The sequence below is a fragment of the Burkholderia sp. AU4i genome, from assembly GCF_000466765.1.
Classification (GTDB): Bacteria; Pseudomonadota; Gammaproteobacteria; order Burkholderiales; family Burkholderiaceae; genus Burkholderia; species Burkholderia cepacia.
The window spans coordinates 19,964-36,118 of sequence record NZ_ASSI01000096.1; the positions used below are offsets into that span (position 1 = coordinate 19,964).

At 67.8% G+C, this 16,155-nt stretch carries 14 protein-coding genes; 7 read left to right on the top strand and 7 right to left on the bottom strand.

Translation table 11 applies throughout. The annotated features are described in order from the left end of the window. Positions 1 to 39: 39 nt before the first annotated feature. The 3 genes from L810_RS22085 to L810_RS22095 are packed head-to-tail and all read left to right on the top strand — an operon-like array spanning position 40 to position 4,292. On the top strand, positions 40 to 1,395 hold the full coding sequence (locus L810_RS22085; protein ID WP_042975694.1) for an MFS transporter: 1,356 nt from the start codon (positions 40 to 42) through the stop codon (positions 1,393 to 1,395). Then, positions 1,392 to 2,609 carry a mandelate racemase/muconate lactonizing enzyme family protein gene (locus L810_RS22090; RefSeq protein WP_021160525.1) on the top strand — a complete coding sequence of 406 codons (1,218 nt, stop codon included), beginning with the start codon at positions 1,392 to 1,394 and terminating at the stop codon, positions 2,607 to 2,609. The genes L810_RS22085 and L810_RS22090 overlap by 4 nt, the downstream gene beginning before the upstream one ends. A gap of 15 nt (positions 2,610 to 2,624) precedes the next feature. Then, positions 2,625 to 4,292 carry a GMC family oxidoreductase gene (locus tag L810_RS22095; protein WP_021160526.1) on the top strand — a complete coding sequence of 556 codons (1,668 nt, stop codon included), beginning with the start codon at positions 2,625 to 2,627 and terminating at the stop codon, positions 4,290 to 4,292. Positions 4,293 to 4,368: 76 nt separating this feature from the next. On the opposite strand, the gene L810_RS22100 is transcribed toward L810_RS22095, so the two are convergent. Together L810_RS22100 and L810_RS22105 are read right to left on the bottom strand one after the other, a co-directional pair. Beyond that, complete coding sequence (locus L810_RS22100; protein ID WP_021160527.1) at positions 4,369 to 4,668, bottom strand: barstar family protein; 300 nt, start codon at positions 4,666 to 4,668, stop codon at positions 4,369 to 4,371. A 154-nt stretch (positions 4,669 to 4,822) separates the two neighbouring features. Beyond that, entirely contained in the window at positions 4,823 to 5,716 is an 894-nt protein-coding gene (locus L810_RS22105; protein WP_021160529.1) for a LysR family transcriptional regulator, read from the bottom strand. A gap of 121 nt (positions 5,717 to 5,837) precedes the next feature. On the opposite strand from L810_RS22105, the gene L810_RS22110 reads away from it, so the two are divergent. Beyond that, positions 5,838 to 6,869, top strand: coding sequence for an NAD(P)H-quinone oxidoreductase (locus L810_RS22110; protein ID WP_081712890.1), 1,032 nt, complete (start codon positions 5,838 to 5,840; stop codon positions 6,867 to 6,869). Positions 6,870 to 6,883: 14 nt separating this feature from the next. On the opposite strand, the gene L810_RS22115 is transcribed toward L810_RS22110, so the two are convergent. The 3 genes from L810_RS22115 to L810_RS22125 form a co-directional block, all read right to left on the bottom strand. After that, complete coding sequence (locus L810_RS22115) at positions 6,884 to 7,705, bottom strand: quaternary amine ABC transporter ATP-binding protein (protein WP_021160531.1); 822 nt, start codon at positions 7,703 to 7,705, stop codon at positions 6,884 to 6,886. A gap of 14 nt (positions 7,706 to 7,719) precedes the next feature. Then, positions 7,720 to 8,685, bottom strand: a complete 966-nt coding sequence (locus tag L810_RS22120) for an ABC transporter permease (protein WP_021160532.1) — start codon at positions 8,683 to 8,685, stop codon at positions 7,720 to 7,722. A gap of 70 nt (positions 8,686 to 8,755) precedes the next feature. Continuing rightward, entirely contained in the window at positions 8,756 to 9,793 is a 1,038-nt protein-coding gene (locus tag L810_RS22125; protein ID WP_021160533.1) for an ABC transporter substrate-binding protein, read from the bottom strand. Between the two features lie 575 nt (positions 9,794 to 10,368). On the opposite strand from L810_RS22125, the gene L810_RS22130 reads away from it, so the two are divergent. The 3 genes from L810_RS22130 to L810_RS22140 all read left to right on the top strand — a co-directional run bounded on the left by L810_RS22130 (position 10,369) and on the right by L810_RS22140 (position 13,796). Next, the gene (locus L810_RS22130; RefSeq protein WP_021160535.1) at positions 10,369 to 11,520 is read left to right on the top strand and encodes a porin; all 1,152 of its coding nucleotides are present in this window, start codon (positions 10,369 to 10,371) and stop codon (positions 11,518 to 11,520) included. 330 nt (positions 11,521 to 11,850) lie between these two features. Next, positions 11,851 to 12,660: an OXA-1043 family class D beta-lactamase gene (gene blaOXA / locus L810_RS22135; protein WP_021160537.1), complete on the top strand. Its 810-nt coding sequence runs from the start codon at positions 11,851 to 11,853 to the stop codon at positions 12,658 to 12,660. Further along, positions 12,657 to 13,796 (top strand): acyltransferase family protein, encoded by a 1,140-nt coding sequence (locus tag L810_RS22140; RefSeq protein ID WP_021160538.1) that lies wholly within the window; start codon positions 12,657 to 12,659, stop codon positions 13,794 to 13,796. The genes blaOXA and L810_RS22140 overlap by 4 nt, the downstream gene beginning before the upstream one ends. 172 nt (positions 13,797 to 13,968) lie before the next feature. On the opposite strand, the gene L810_RS22145 is transcribed toward L810_RS22140, so the two are convergent. Both L810_RS22145 and L810_RS22150 read right to left on the bottom strand, forming a co-directional pair. Then, a complete protein-coding gene (locus L810_RS22145; protein WP_021160539.1) occupies positions 13,969 to 14,712 on the bottom strand; it encodes a hypothetical protein in 744 nt (247 codons plus the stop codon). A gap of 33 nt (positions 14,713 to 14,745) precedes the next feature. Beyond that, entirely contained in the window at positions 14,746 to 16,137 is a 1,392-nt protein-coding gene (locus L810_RS22150; protein ID WP_021160540.1) for an alkaline phosphatase, read from the bottom strand. Positions 16,138 to 16,155 lie beyond the last annotated feature (18 nt).

Consider the following 16,155-nt stretch of genomic DNA (forward strand, 5'->3'; position numbering starts at 1 on the left):
AGGCGTCCGCCTCGAGGACGCCTGATGGAGGAAGACATCATGCCGACCCAACCGTCGACGCCCGCGGCGTCGCTCGCGTTGCAAGACGAAGCGCTCGCCGCTCACGCGTCGCAGCATTCCCGCGCGCAACGTTACCTGCAACTGCTGCTGCTCGTGATTGCCGCGGGCGCGATCTATCCGATGCTGTATCTGCGGCAGGTGTACCAGCCGACGATGCTGCAGTTCTTCCATATCGACGACGTGCAGCTCGGCTACCTGTACTCGTCGCTCGGCACGATCTTCCTCGTCAGCTACCTGCCGAGCGGCTGGCTCGCCGACCGCCTGTCGCCGCGCTGGCTGATCTGCTTCTCGCTGCTCGCGACGGGCGCGCTCGGGCTCGCCTACGCGACCGGGCCGTCGTTCAACACGCTCGTGCTGATCTTCGGCGGCTGGGGGCTGACCACCGGCCTCACGTTCTGGGCGGCCGTGATCAAGCGCGTGAACATGATCGCGGGCCCCGACGAACAGGGCCGTTTCTTCGGGCTGCTCGACGGCGGCCGCGGGCTCGTCGAAGCGCTGCTCGCGACGATCGCGATCACGCTGTTCGCCTACGTGACGCAGGCGCACGGCGGCACCGACGCGGCCGGCTTCAGGCTCGTCGTGCACCTGTACGCGTTCTTCTGCATCGCGCTCGGCGTGCTGCTCGCGCTGGTGAAGGATCCGGCGGGCACGAGCGACCGTGCGGCCGCCGCGAAGCGCCGCACCGGCAGCGACCGCCAGGGCAACGTGCTGACCGACCTGAAGACGCTCGCGGCGATCCCCGAGCTGTGGCTCGTCGCCGCGATCGTGTTCTGCGGCTACCAGGTGTTCTGGGCGACCTACAGCTTCTCGGCCTATCTGCACGAAGGCAATTTCGGGCTCAGCGCGACGGCGGCCGGCTTCATCACAACGCTCAAGCTGTGGATGCGCCCGATCGGCGGCATCGGCGGCGGCTTCCTCGGCGACCGCGTATCGAAGGTGTCGGTGCTGTTCTGGGCGCTGCTGCTCGCCGCGCTGTCGCTCGTCGGCCTGATCGCCGCACCCGCGCACAGCCCGCAGGCGATGCTCGTCGTGCTCGTGCTGTTCATCGGCATTCTCACCTACGCGATCCGCGGCCTGTACTGGTCGCTGCTCGACGACTGCAAGGTGCCGGCGCATTGCGCGGGCCTCGCGATCGGCCTGATCTCGGTGCTCGGCTATTCGCCCGACGTGTTCGTGCCGCTGATCAACGGCTACGTGACGCAGACCTTCCCGGGCGCGCATGGCTACCAGCTCTATTTCGGCTATATCGCGGCCATCGCGCTCTGCGGCGCGGGCGCGGCCGCCTTCCTCAAATACCGTCTCACCCGCATTCACCGAATCCAGGAGTCCGCATGAAGATCGTTTCGCTCGAAACCCATATCGTCGCCGTGCCGCCGCCGCATGTCGGCGGGATGTACTGGATCTTCGTGAAGCTGAAGACCGACGACGGCATCGAAGGCGTCGGCGAGATCTATTCGGCGACGTTCGGCCCGAAGGCGATGGCCCCGATCATCGACGACGTGTTCGAACGCCACCTGCTGAACCGCGACCCGCATCACGTCGAACGGCTGTTCCGCCAGGCCTATTCGAGCGGCTTCACGCAGCGACCGGACCTCACGATGATGGGCGTCGTCAGCGGCCTCGAAATGGCGTGCTGGGACATCATCGGCAAGGCCGCCGGCAAGCCCGTGTACGAACTGCTCGGCGGGAAGATCCACGAGCGGCTGCGCTCGTACACGTACCTGTACCCGAAGAACGCGAAGGGCGAATACGACTACGACGATCCCGATCTCGCGGCCGAATGCGCGGCCGAAAACGTGAAGCTCGGCTTCACCGCCGTGAAGTTCGACCCGGCCGGCCCGTACACGGCCTACTCGGGCCACCAGCTGTCGCTGGACGTGCTCGACCGCTGCGAGACGTTCTGCCGCAAGGTGCGCGAAGCCGTCGGCAGCAAGGCCGACCTGCTGTTCGGCACGCACGGGCAGATGGTGCCGTCGTCGGCGATCCGGCTCGCGAAGCGGCTCGAGAAGTACGACCCGCTGTGGTTCGAGGAGCCGGTTCCCCCCGGCCAGGAAGAAGCGATCGCGCAGGTCGCGAAGCACACGTCGATCCCGATCGCGACCGGCGAGCGCCTGACCACCAAGTACGAGTTCCACAAGCTGCTGCAGGCGGGCGGCGCGTCGATCCTGCAGCTGAACGTCGCGCGCGTGGGCGGCCTGCTCGAAGCGAAGAAGATCGCGACGCTCGCCGAAGTGCACTACGCGCAGATCGCACCGCACCTGTACAACGGGCCGGTGGGCGCCGCCGCGAGCATCCAGCTCGCGACCTGCACGCCGAACTTCCTGATCCAGGAAAGCATCATGACGTGGGGCGGTTTCCATGCCGAAGTCGTGAAGACGCCGATCCGCTGGGAGGACGGCTACATCATCCCGTCGAACGAACCGGGCCTCGGCATCGAGCTCGACATGGACGTCGTGCGGCGCCACACGCCGTACACGGGCGAACGGCTGCACCTGCAGATGGGCGAACACCCCGTCGACGTGAAGGATCTCGCCCCCGCGAAGGGCTGAGCGCAAAGGACAGACATGAGCTACGACTACATCATCGTCGGCGCGGGCTCGGCCGGCTGCATCCTCGCGAACCGCCTGAGCGAATCGGGCCGGCACTCGGTGCTGCTGCTCGAGGCGGGCGAACGCGACGCGTCGTTCTGGTTCAAGGTGCCGGTCGGCTTCACGAAGACCTACTACAACCGCCGCTACAACTGGATGTACTACAGCGAGCCCGAGGCGCAACTCGCCGATCGCAAGCTGTACTGCCCGCGCGGCAAGGTGGTCGGCGGGTCGGGCTCGATCAACGCGATGGTCTACGTGCGCGGCCAGCGCAGCGACTACGACGACTGGGCGGCCGCCGGCAATCCGGGCTGGGCGTACGACGACGTGCTGCCCTACTTCCGCAAGCTCGAAACCCACGCGGCCGGCGCGACCGATCCGCAGCATCACGGCGCGACGGGGCCGATTCACATCACGTCGATGAAGGCCGACGTGCACCCGATCGTCCACGAATTCCTGAAGGGCTGCGGCGAACTGAACCTGCCGCGCACCGACGACTTCAACGGCGCGCAGTTCGAAGGCGCGGGCATCTACGACCTGAACACGAAGAACGGCGAACGCTGCTCCAGCAGCTTCGCGTACCTGCGTCCCGCGCTGGGCCGCGCGAACCTCACGCTGCGCCCGGGTGCGCTCGTGCGGCGCGTGACCTTCGACGGCACGCGCGCCACCGGCGTGGTCGTCGCGGGCGCGCACGGCGACGAAACGCTCGTCGCCGTGCGCGAGGTGATCCTCGCGGCCGGCGCGGTCGATACGCCGAAGCTGCTGCAGTTGTCGGGCGTAGGCGATCCGGCGCTGCTCGCGCGCCGGCGCGTGCCGCTCGTGCATGCGCTGCCGGCCGTCGGCCGCAACCTGCAGGACCACCTGTGCGTGAGCTTCTACTTCAAGGCGAACCGGCCGACGCTGAACGACGAGATGGGCACGCTGCTCGGCAAGATGAAGATCGGACTGCGCTACCTGCTGACGAAGCGCGGGCCGCTCGCGATGAGCGTGAACCAGGCCGGCGGCTTCTTCCGCGGCACGGACGATGCGCAGGAACCGAACCTCCAGCTCTACTTCAACCCGCTGTCGTACCGGATTCCGAAGAGCGACCGCGCGAGCATCAAGCCCGAGCCTTACTCCGGATTCCTGATCGCGTTCAACCCGTGCCGGCCGACGAGCCGCGGCTCGATCGAGATCGCATCGAACCGCGCGGAAGATGCCGCGAAGATCCACGTCAACGCGCTCACCACGCGGAAGGATCTCGACGAGGCCGTGCAGGGCAGCAAGGTGATCCGTGCGCTGATGCGCGCGCCGGCGCTGAAGTCGATGACCGTCGAGGAAATCTCGCCGGGGCCGCAGGTCGATTCCGACGAAGCGATGCTGCAGTATTTCCGCGAGCAGTCGGGTTCGATCTACCATCTGTGCGGCTCGTGCGCGATGGGGCCGGACGCGGCGACGTCGGTGGTCGATGCGTCGTTGCGCGTGCACGGGCTGCAGGCGCTGCGGATCGTCGATGCGTCGGTGTTCCCGAACATCACGTCGGGCAACATCAACGCGCCGACGATGATGGTCGCGGAGAAAGGCGCGGATCTGATCCTGGCGGATGCGGGGCACGGCGAAGCGTCTGCCGTGAGCGCAAGCGAACGGGAAACGGTCACGCATTGAGGCGGCTGCGTGTTCGCCGATTGCCGTCCCGGCAATCGGCTTCACGACGCCACTCGATGCAACGTGAGCGCCGCGACTATGCCCAATAGGACAACACGATCAACGGGTCCCCCCCTTCCTTCGTTGCTCGCCAATTGATGAACGCGCTGCACTCGACGAGTGCGGCGAAAATCTCCGGATTGCGCTCCTTCAACGCTCCCGCATCGTCGATCCGCAGCGACACGATGCCGTGCTCGTAGCAATAGTCGCTCATGCAATCATTCCATGCATCCATGTTCCGGCCGTAGTAACCCGGAAATCCGAATTCGCCCGCGAAGTAGTCGTGAAACTTCGCCCAATCGCCAAGCGCTTTTCCGTCCACACTGAATCGGTTCATCGAGTCCTCTCGTTCACCGTAGAATCACTGCCGCCGTTCGTCATTCACGCCCCCAAGGCAGCTCGCCCGCATCGAACCGGTCACACCCGCCCGGGCCGATCCCGCAGATCGCCGGCACGTCGCAGCGTGCCGCATCCTGTCCTTCGATTCGCATTCAATCTCCCGCTCTGCCCCGCGCCTCCACCTCGTCGAACACCCGCACGATGTGATCGATCATCGCGCTCATCCGCGCGGTATGCCGCAGATCCTTGTGCGTGACCATCCAGACTTCATAGGGCCGCGCCGACGTGCGTGCCGGCCACACGCGCACCAGCCCGTCGCGCTCGGCGATCGGCACCGGGAGTTCGGCGAGCCCGAGCCCGGCGCGCGCGGCCGCGCGCAGCATGAGATTCGAATTCAGCGCCGACACGATCCGCCCCGCGCGCACCGGTTCCCCGACCACCGTCAGCGGGCTGCGCGCATTCAGGTGCGGCAGGAAGCACACGAGGTCATGTCCTTCGAAGCCGGTGCCGGGCACCGGCTCGCCATGCCGCTCCAGGTATTCCTCCGACGCGTACAGCGCCGTCGGCCATGCTGCGAGCCGGCGCATGAGCAGATCGGGATTGTCGGGCTTGATCGTGCGGATCGCGATGTCCGCCTCGCGCTTGGCCAGGTTCTCCACCTGCGTCGACGTGTTGAGCAGCACGCGCACGTCCGGATGCTCGTCGTGCAGGTTGCGCATCGCGCGCATCACGAATTCGAGCCCGATCGTATCGGTCGTCGTCACGCGCACGTCGCCGGCGAGGCGCCGGTCGACGCCCTGGGTCTGCCGCACCAGATCGATCGCCGACTGTTCCATCTTCTCCACGTTGCGCAGCGCCACCTCGCCCACCGCGGTCGGCACGTACCCGGCCGACGTGCGCAGGAACAGCGTCGCCCCGAGCGCGCGCTCGAGCGCCGCGAGCCGCCTGCCGACCGTCGCCTGGTCGAGCCCGACCGCCCGCGCAGCGCCGCGCAGGCTGCGTTCACGGTGGATCGCGAGAAAAATCCGTGCATCGTCCCAGTTCAAGCGCCCTCTCCCGGTGTGATGCAAATTTGCATCTGTGGTCGTGAAAATCGCTGCGCGAATTCATCAAGGCCCAAGCCTATACTTTTTTCACCGATCACTCACCTGTCTTTCCGAGGCAAACATGTCCGATACGCTCTCCCCCGTTCCCGCCGACATGGCGGCAGTCGAAATCACCCGCCCCGGCGGCCCCGAAGTCCTCGCGACCGCACGTCGCCCGGTGCCGCGGCCGAAAGCCGACGAAGTGCTGATCCGGGTTCACGCCGCCGGCGTGAACGGCCCGGACGTGCTGCAACGCAAGGGGCTCTACAACCCGCCGCCCGGCGCATCCGACATCCCGGGCCTGGAAATCGCGGGCGAAGTCGTCGCGACCGGCGAAGCCGTGCGCGACTTCGCGCCGGGCGACCGGGTCAGCGCGCTGGTGACGGGCGGCGGTTATGCGGAATACGCGGTCGCCCATCACCTCACGACGATGAAGCTGCCGCCCGGCCTCGACATGATCGAAGCCGCGGCGATGCCGGAAACGTTCCTGACGGTCTGGCTGAACCTGGTCCAGCGCGGGCGGCTGCAGGCGGGCGAATCGGTGCTGATCCACGGCGGCGCGTCGGGCATCGGCACCACGGCGACGATGATCGCGAAGGCGATGGGCGCGTCGACCGTCATCACGACGGTCGGCTCGGAAGCGCATCGCGCCGCGAGCCTGCGCCTCGGCGCGGATCACGCGGTGCATTACCGGGAAGAAGATTTCGTGGCCGAAGTCTACAGGATCACCGCCGGCAAGGGCGTGGACGTGATCCTCGACATCATCGCGGGCGACTACGTCGCGCGCAATTACCGGGCCGCGGCGATGAACGGGCGGATCCTGCAGGTCAGCGCGCTCGCCGGGCCGGCGAAGGAACTCGACGTGTGGCCGATGATGACCAAGCGCCTCACGCACATCGGCTCGACGCTGCGCTCGCGCACGCCGGAGGAGAAAGGCGCACTCATCGCCGAACTCGAACGGCACCTGTGGCCGCACGTCGCGGCGGGCACGGTCAAGCCGCAGGTGTTCCGCACCTTCGCGCTCGACGACGCGCGCGGCGCGCACGTGCTGATCGACTCGGGCGAGCACGTCGGCAAGATCGTGCTGACGACGGCCGCGCACCGCGCGGCCTGATCGGGCACGACGCGTCAGTTCACGCTCGTGCGCTTCTCGACGAACCGCTTCACGTAATCGTCCGCCGGACGCGACAGGATGTCGTCCGGCGTGCCGACCTGCACGAGCGTGCCGTCACGCAGGATCGCGATCCGGTCGCCGATGCGCAGCGCCTCGTCGAGATCGTGCGTGATGAACACGATCGTCTTCGCGAGCGTCGCCTGCAGTTCGAGCAGCTGATCCTGCATCTCGGTGCGGATCAGCGGATCGAGCGCGGAGAACGCCTCGTCCATCAGCAGCACTTCGGTATCGGCCGCCAGCGCGCGCGCCAGCCCGACACGCTGCCGCATCCCGCCCGACAGCTCGTCCGGGTAATGATCGCCATACCCGTCGAGCCCCACCTTCGTCAGCCAGTTGCGCGCGGCGTCGGCCGCGTCCTGCCGCTTCTCGCCGCGCGTGCGCAGCGCATACGCGGCGTTGTCGAGCACGGTCTGGTGCGGCAGCAGCCCGAAGTTCTGGAACACCATGCTGACCTTGTAGCGGCGCAGCTCGCGCAGCCCGTGCGCGTCGAGCTTGATCACGTCGCTGCCGTCGATCACGATCTCGCCGGCCGTCGGCTCGATCAGCCGGTTGAAGTGCCGCACGAGCGTCGATTTCCCGGAGCCCGACAGCCCCATGATCACGAAGATCTCGCCCGACTCGATGCCGAGGCTCACGTCGTTGAGCCCGACGTTGCAGCCCGTTTCGGCCAGCACCTCGGCCTTGCGCCTGCCCGAGCGCAGCAGGTCGAGCACGCGCGCATGCGCGGCCTGCGGCCCGAACAGCTTGTACACGTGTTTGACGTCGATGGTCGCCATGTCTGCCTCCGTTCCTATGCGCGCGACGATTGCGTCGCCTGATTCGAATCGACGCCCGCCGGCTGCGCCTTGCGCGGCAGCCGGTACGGCACGCGCGACGCGCCTTTCTGCCGGCGCTGCTGCGCGAGCCGGCGGCGCGCGCGTCGTTCCTGGCCGAAGCCCTGGCTGATCCGGTCGATCACGATCGCGAGGATCACGATCGCGAGGCCGGCCTGCGTGCCCTTGCCGACGTCGAGCGTCTGGATGCCCGCGAGCACGTCCTCGCCGAGCCCGCGCGAGCCGATCATCGACGCGATCACGACCATCGACAGCGCCATCATCGTCGTCTGGTTGATGCCGGCCATGATGCTCGGCCGCGCGAGCGGCAGCTGCACGTTGACGAGCAGCTGCCAGCGCGTCGTGCCGAACGCACGCGCGGCCTCCGTCACGTCCGGATCGACCTGGCGGATGCCGAGATCGGTCAGGCGGATCAGCGGCGGCAGCGCATAGATGATCGTCGCGAGAATCGCGGGCACCTTGCCGAGCCCGAACAGCATCAGCACCGGGATCAGGTACACGAAGCTCGGCAGCGTCTGCATCACGTCGAGCACGGGCAGCAGCATCCGCCGCAGCCACGCGCTGCGCGAGGCGAGGATGCCGGCCGGCACGCCGATCGCGACCGACAGCACCGTCGCGACGAGCATCAGCGCGAGTGTCTGCATCAGCTTGTCCCACAGGCCGAAGCAGCCGATCGCGTAGAGCAGCAGCATGAAAAGCGCGCCGAGGCCGATGCGGCGCGTCGCATTCCACGCGATCGCGCCGACGACCAGCAGCACGAGCCACGGCGGCGCCACGCGCAGCGCGCCTTCGAGCGGCACGAGCAGGTAGCGCAACACGAGCACGCTGAAGTGATGGAAGCTGTCGCCGTATTGCGCGACGAAAGTCTCGAGCGCGCTGTTCACCCAGTCGGCGATCGACAGGTGCAGAAAGAAGCCGTTCATGTTGATTCTCCGTCGCGCCGCGAAGGCGCGTGACGGCGGCGGCGGGCGCGGGCCCGCCGCCGCGCGCAGGTTACGCGCCCTTCAGGCTGCCGGCGATCTTCTGCGCGACGTCGGTCGGCACCCACTGCTTCCACATGTCCTGGCGGGTCTTCAGGAACTGCGTGGCCATCGCCGCGCCGTCGATCTTCTTCGTCGTCATCTCGAGGATCGTCTGGTTCAGGAAGTCCATCGGGAAACGCACCTTGCCGAATACGCCGACGAGATCGGGATTCGCATCGGCGAACGGCTTCGACACGCCGACCGTCAGCCGCGACACCATGTACGACGACGCGCACTGGTGCGTGCCGCTCTCGTCGCGCAGCGTCTTCCAGCATGCGTCGTTATAGGCCGGCATCTTCAGCGCGGTGAATTTGTACTTCGCCATCAGCGCGGCCGGGCCCCAGTAATAGAACACGATCGGCGCGCCGCGCTGGTACGCGGACGCGATCGCCGCGTCGAGCGCCGCGCCGGTGCCCGGATGGAAGTTCGTGTACGACTGGTCGAGCTTCAGCACCTTCAGCAGGCGCGTGTTCACACGCTCGCAGTCCCAGCCCGTCGGGCAGTTCAGGAAGCGGCCCTTGTCCGGCTCCTCCTCGTCGGCGAACACCTGCTTGAACTTAGGCAGATCGTCGACCGACACGAGCCCGGGCGCGACCGGCTTGATGTTGCGCGCCGGATCGCCCTTCACCACGTAGTCGGGCACGAACCAGCCTTCGGTCGTGCCGCCCGGCAGCGTGTCGCCGATCAGTTTCACGGCGCCCGACGAGACAGCCTTCGCGGTGATCTCGCTGCGGCCTGTCCACTGCTCGGCCCAGATCTGCAGGTCGTTGCGCGCGAGCGCCGTTTCGGTGGCGGCCGTGCTGCCCGGCACGACGTCCGTCTTGCAGCCGTAGCCCTTCTCCATGATCTGCCGCAGCACTTCGGTCGCGAACGACCCGCTCTCCCACGTGATGCCCGCGAAATGGACCGTCTTGCCGTCGGCGCACGCGCCGCCGGCCGCGTGGGCCGCGGGCGCGGACAGGATCGCCGCGGCGGCGAGAAGGACCGTTTTCAGTCGTCGAATCTGCATGGTGGGTCGTCTCCAAATCGAATCTGTTGTTTGTGCGTCGCGGCATGCGCGGCGACCGGCGAATCGTGCATCCAGCCACGTCCGGTCAGCCTGCATGTTTCAGCCGCCAATATGTTTAGGGAAACGAGTAATTCCGATCATGGCTATCGGCAGCGCCAATCGATCTCCGGGTGCGCCGCCAGGCCCGCCTGGCGGGCCTCTCGTCCGATTTCCCTCGCCTGCGCACGGCCCCCGCCAGGCTGCGTCGCGCCCCGTCCGGCGATGGCCAGACCGGCGTTGGCCCGCGGCGCCGCGCACACGGTTTCGACTGTCGAAACGGCCGGTCGCGACCCCATTGGCGAACCCGATCCCATCCATCGAAATTACTCGCTTTCGGTTCCTCTTCGGCTTGGGAAGAATGCGCGGTGTCATCGGAGGAGACACGACCCGGCACAGCCGGTCGCCGCGCCGCCGCGCATCGCGCGTTTCCGGCGCCGCGCGCGCTGCGCCGGAAACGCCCCGGATGACGGGGCGCGCCTCGCCGGTCGCGCCCACGACAACCGATACAAGAAGCTGGATATCCCGGAGATCTCTCAATGAAAAAGACCCTGACGGCGCTCGCCGTAACGGCAACCTTCGCCGCCCCCGTGTTCGCGCAGAGCAGCGTCACGCTGTACGGCGTGATCGACGAAGGCCTGAACTACACGAACAACGTCGGCACCGGCCACGTCTACGAGATGGCGAGCGGCTACGCGCAGGGCAGCCGCTGGGGCCTGAAGGGCAGCGAGGATCTGGGCGGCGGCATGAAGGCGATCTTCCAGCTCGAAAACGGCTTCGACGTGAATTCCGGCCGGCTCAACCAGGGCGGCCGCATGTTCGGCCGCCAGGCGTACGTCGGCCTGAGCCAGGCGCAGTACGGCACGCTGACGTTCGGCCGCCAGTACGACTCCGTCGTCGACTATCTCGCGCCGACCACGGCCAACGGCAACTGGGGCGGCTACCTGCTCGCGCACCCGTTCGACAACGACAACACCGACAACTCGTTCCGCCTCGACAACACGGTGAAGTACGCGAGCCCGAACTTCGGCGGCTTCACGTTCGGCGGCGCGTACAGCTTCAGCAACAGCACGAACTTCTCGGACAACCGCGCGTACAGCTTCGGCGCGCAATACCAGAACAACGGGCTGCTGATCGGCGCCGCGTACCTGCAGGCGAACCATCCGGGCAACGGCTCGGCCGGCGCGATCACCGCGAACGACGCGAGCTACATCGCCGAGCGCATGCGCGTGTTCGGCGCGGGCATCAACTACACGTTCGGGCCCGCGACGGTCGGCTTCGCGTACACGAACTCGAACTACAAGAACCCGACCGGCAACGGCTACCTCGGCACGCCGGGCGCGATCATCGCACCGGGCGCGACGGTCAGCGCGATCAAGTACCAGAACTTCGAGGTCAACGGTTCGTACCAGGTCACGCCGGCGTTCATGGTCGGCGCGCAGTACGTGCTGTCGCTCGAGAAATACGACGCGTCGACCGGCGACGCGAAACCGAAGATCCACTCGGTCGGGCTGATGGCCGACTACAACCTGTCGAAGCGCACCGACGTGTACGTGCAGGCCGCGTACCAGCACATCGCCGGCGACAAGACGAACTCGATCCTCGACAACGCGTTCATCCCCGGCACCGACGCGCCGTCGTCGACGTCGAACCAGGTGGCCGTGCGTCTCGCGCTGCGCCACAAGTTCTGACGCAACCCGGTTCTCCGTTCTTCACGCGACACCCGCGCCGGTCGGCCCGAGGTGTCTTCGCCCGCCCGCAAGCGCAAGCCTGCCGGCGGGCTTTTTCATGCGCGCCGCCACGCGTGACCGGCCGGCGCCGCCGCAACGGACAGCAAGCAGGCGCACAATCGCCCCGTCAACCGTGACAGGTCAACGGACGACGATCCGTCGATACACTGTGGGCCTGCGCAACGGCCGCCATCCCCGCCTTCCTCGATGCCGGCCGTCGCCTTCATTACGCACGGCCCGCCGCCTTTCACCCGCGCCGTGCGCCTGCCGCCCATCCCCGAGGAGTGTCACTTGAAGCACTGGCGCCGCGCGCTGTTCACCTTCGCCGCCGGCCTTCTGGCCGCCGCGACTTCCCATGCCCGCCCGGTCTGCACCGTCGTCGCCGACGCCACCACCGGCCAGGTGCTCGTGCAGCAAGGCGACTGCGCGACCCGCGTCACGCCCGCGTCGACGTTCAAGGTCGCCATCAGCCTGATGGGCTTCGATGCGGGCGTCCTGAAGGACGCGCACACACCGACGCTCGATTTCCACACCGGCTACCCCGACTGGGGCGGCGCGCCGTGGCGCGAGCCGACCGATCCGGCGCGCTGGATGAAGCTGTCGGTGTTCTGGTACTCGCAGCAGGTCACCCAGGCGCTCGGGCAGGCGCGCTTCCAGCAATACACGAGCGCATTCGGCTACGGCAACGCGGACGCGACCAGCCCGCAGGGCGAACTGAACGGCGTGATGGGCGCCTGGGTCAATTCATCGCTGCGCATCTCGCCGCTCGAACAGGTCGGCTTCATGCGCAAGATCGCGAACCGGACACTGCCCGTCAGCGCGCACGCGTACGACATGACCGAGCGCATCACGCTGATCGACACGCGGCCCGGCGGCTGGATCGTGCACGGCAAGACGGGCACCGGGTCGCCGGGGCGCAAGTACGATGCGTCGCATGCGTACGGCTGGTTCGTCGGCTGGGCGGCCAAAGGGCCACGCACGCTCGCGTTCGCGTACCTGATACAGGACGACGAGCGGCGGACGCCGAACGCCGGCCTGCGCGCACGCGACACGTTCCTGGCGACGCTGCCCGCCCTCGCCGAACCGGGCAGGCCGCAATGAGCGCCGGCCCGCGCAACGCGCGGATCGACCTGCTGCGCGGGATGTCGATCGTGCTCGTCCTGCTGCATCACTTCAACATCCCCTACTCGCTGCGCGAGACGTCGCTCGCGCGCGTATTCGGCTGGGAAACGGTGCATGCGGTGGTGCGCAACGGCAACTACGGCGTGACGATGTTCTTCGCGATCTCGGGCTACCTGATCACGTCGAATGCGCGGCACCGCTGGGGCAACCTCGGCGCGGTCGACGTGCGCGCGTTCTACGTGTCGCGCGTCGCGCGCATCGTCCCGTGCCTGCTCCTGCTGCTCGCGCTCGTCAACGGCCTCGCGGCGGCCGGCGTGCCGATCTTCCGGAACCACGCGCCGGAGGGCATCGCCGTGTCGTTCTGGCTCGTGAATCTCGCGTCGCTGACGTTCTGGATGAACGTGCTGATCAGCGCATACGGGTGGGTCAACTACGCGCTCGGCGTGCTGTGGTCGCTGTCTGTCGAAGAGGTGTTCTACCTGTCGTTTCCGCTGTTGTGCATCGCGCTGCGCCGCGATGCGCGGCTGGTCGCGTTCTGGGTGGTTATCGCCGCGATCGGGCCCGTGTACCGCTTCACGCATGCCGGCGACGAAGGCGGGTTCCTCTATGCGTACTTCGCGTCGTTCGACGGGATCGCGATCGGCTGCTGCACCGCGTTGCTGGCCGAGCGCAAACGCTGGCAGCGGCTCGCCGCGCCGCTCGTGCAGGGGCTCGTCGCGGCGGCGATGGCCGCGCTGTATCTGGCCTGGCCGATCGCGGAAAGCCACGTCGCCGGCGTCACCGCGATGGCGCTCGGCACGGCCGTGCTGCTGATCGGCGCGCACGTCAACGGCACGCGCGCGCCGGGCCGCCTGCTCGCGCCGTTGCGCCGGGCCGGCACGCTGAGCTACGAGCTGTACCTGTTTCACCTGATCGTGCTCGGCGGGCTGCGCACGTTCTGGCCGCCGTCGGCCACGCATGGCGACACCCGGCTGCTGTTGCTGATCGCGTATCTGGCGTTGTCGGCAGTGCTGAGCGCGGCGATCGCGCGCGGCTATGCGACACCGCTCGACCGCTTCATCAAGCGGGTCGCATCGCGGCCGTCAACGCGCGTGCCGGACGGCGCGCGGTTCTAGCGGATCGTCGGCCGCCCCTGTCGGGTGACACGACTTCGGAAAAAGAAAAAAGCGGCCAGCGCCCGGCCGTATCGCGATGACAATACCGGCCGGCCTGACCGCAAACCCCGCGTACGCATCGCACGATCGGCCGAAGCCGTCGGGTCATCGGTAGCGCGTCGCCGCCCGCCGGTCAATCCAGATAGTCGGCGTATTCCTTGCGCGCGTAGCGGGCGAGCGTCGTCCACGGCGGCGGCTCGCGCCGCGCGGCCGGCGCCGGTGTCAACGTCAGCTTGCGCACGACGCGGCCGTCGGCGCTCCGGTATTCGACCGACAGCGGCGCCTGCAGCGTCTCGCTCCACAGGATCCGGTTCACGCCGCGCGCGCCGGGCGTATCGACCGCCTGCTCGTACCAGAGGGTGCCGGGCGCGTCGCCGCGCTTCGCGACCGCGAGCCGCTTCAGCTGCGACGGCGGCGTGACGTAGTACGCGTTGTCCCACGAGCCGTCGAAACCCGTGGTTTCGTACTCGGCCGGCGGCACGCTGACGACCGTCCGGTTCGCCGCATCGACGTACTCGATGCGGGCCGTCTTGCCGTCGTAAGTCACATGCCGTGCAGCCGCCTGGAAGTTGAAATGCCTGTGGCCCGCGTGGGCGGCCGCCGGTTGCACGCCGGCGCGGCGGCCCGGGCCCGCATCGTGGTCATGATCGTGATCGTCACCCTGCCCGCCGCCGGCCGACGCGGCGGGCAGCACGCGTTCGACCCACACGTGCCCGTCGCGCCGCACCATCCGTTCGCGATACAGCGTCGTGCGCGTCACGCCGTCGGCCGTCACCGTGCGGCTCTCGTGCAGCAGCACGGCGTCGAGATCGGCCGCTGCACAAGCCGGCAGCGCAATCATCCCGCCGGCGAGCGCACAGAAGATCTGGCGTTTCATCGCGCGTTCCTGTTCATCGTGCCATCACCCGCCTCAGAAACCGAACGCCGAGCGCACGAGACCGAACACCTTCGTGTTGTCGATCGTGCCCTTGAACGCCTTCGCATCGGCGCCGTCGGCGAACAGCATCACGTCGCCGCCGCCGTGCGTTTCCGAACCCGCGCCGCCCATCCGCACGCCCACTTCCTGCAGATACGCATCGTTCGTCGCGGTGGCCGAATCGACCGACGCGCGCACGTTCGGCCGGTTCGCGCCGTTGCCGAACACCAGCGTCGTGTAGGTATTGCCGTCGGCGTCCTTGCTCGGCTGGCCGTCGCGATAGTTGCGGCTGATGTCGAGAATCGGGTTGCCGCGCTTCGAATAACCGTTGATCGTCATCGTGTGGTCGTGGTCGGCCGTCACGACGATCAGCGTGTTCGACAGGTCGACCTTCGACAGCGCGACGCGGATCGCTTCGTCGAATGCCGCCGTGTCCTCGAGCGCGCGCTTCGCGTTGGTGCCGTGCAGCGCGTGATCGATCCGGCCGCCTTCGACCATCAGGAAATAGCCGTTCGAATTCTTCGACAGCACGTCGATCGCCTTCGACGTCATCTCGGCAAGGCTCGGCTGCGACGGCCCTTCGCCCTTGCCCGCGACGCGGTCCAGCTCGTACTCGAGATGGCTCGTCGAACTGAACAGGCCGACCAGCTTGCCGTTGCCGGCCTGCGCGAGCTGATCCTTCGTCGCGACGACCGTGTAGCCCTTCGCCTTCATCTCGTTGAGCAGGTTGCGCCCGTCGGCGCGGCCGCGCTTGTTGGCCACCGGATCGAACGGCGTCCAGTGGTTGCGGCCGCCGCCCATCAGCACGTCGACGCCGTCGCCGAGCGCCGCGTTGTAGCCCGCGCCGCCCGGCGCCGCCTGCGCGGCGATGTCGTATTGCGCGTCGCGATGGCAGATGTGCGAATAGGTCGCGGCAGGCGTCGCGTGCGTGAGCTCGGTCGTCGTGATCGCGCCGACCGCCTTGCCGCGCGCCTTCGCCAGTTCCAGCAGCGTCGCGACCGGCTGGCCGTTGCCCGGCGCGCAGTTGTTGACCGTCTTGTTGCCGTTCGCGTCGCTGCCCGGCGCAACCGCGCGCGTGTCGGACGACATCGACAGCACTTCGTTGTTCATCTTCACGCCGGTCATGTACGCGGCCATCGACGGCGCGCTGTCGGTCGTCTGCGCGTCGTTCGAGAAGGTCTTGATGCGCGCGGTGCGCGCCAGCTTCTCCATCGTCAGTTGTCCCGACTCACCGACCTTGTAGATCCGGCTCGCCGTCACGGTCGTCGGCCCCATGCCGTCGCCGAGAAAGAAAATCACGTTCTTCGCCTGGCCGGCGGCCTGCGCCGCGCCGCATGCGAAACCCGCGACGGCCAGCGCCGCCGCGATGCACTTGATGGTCGACATCCTGTATTCCCCTGTACC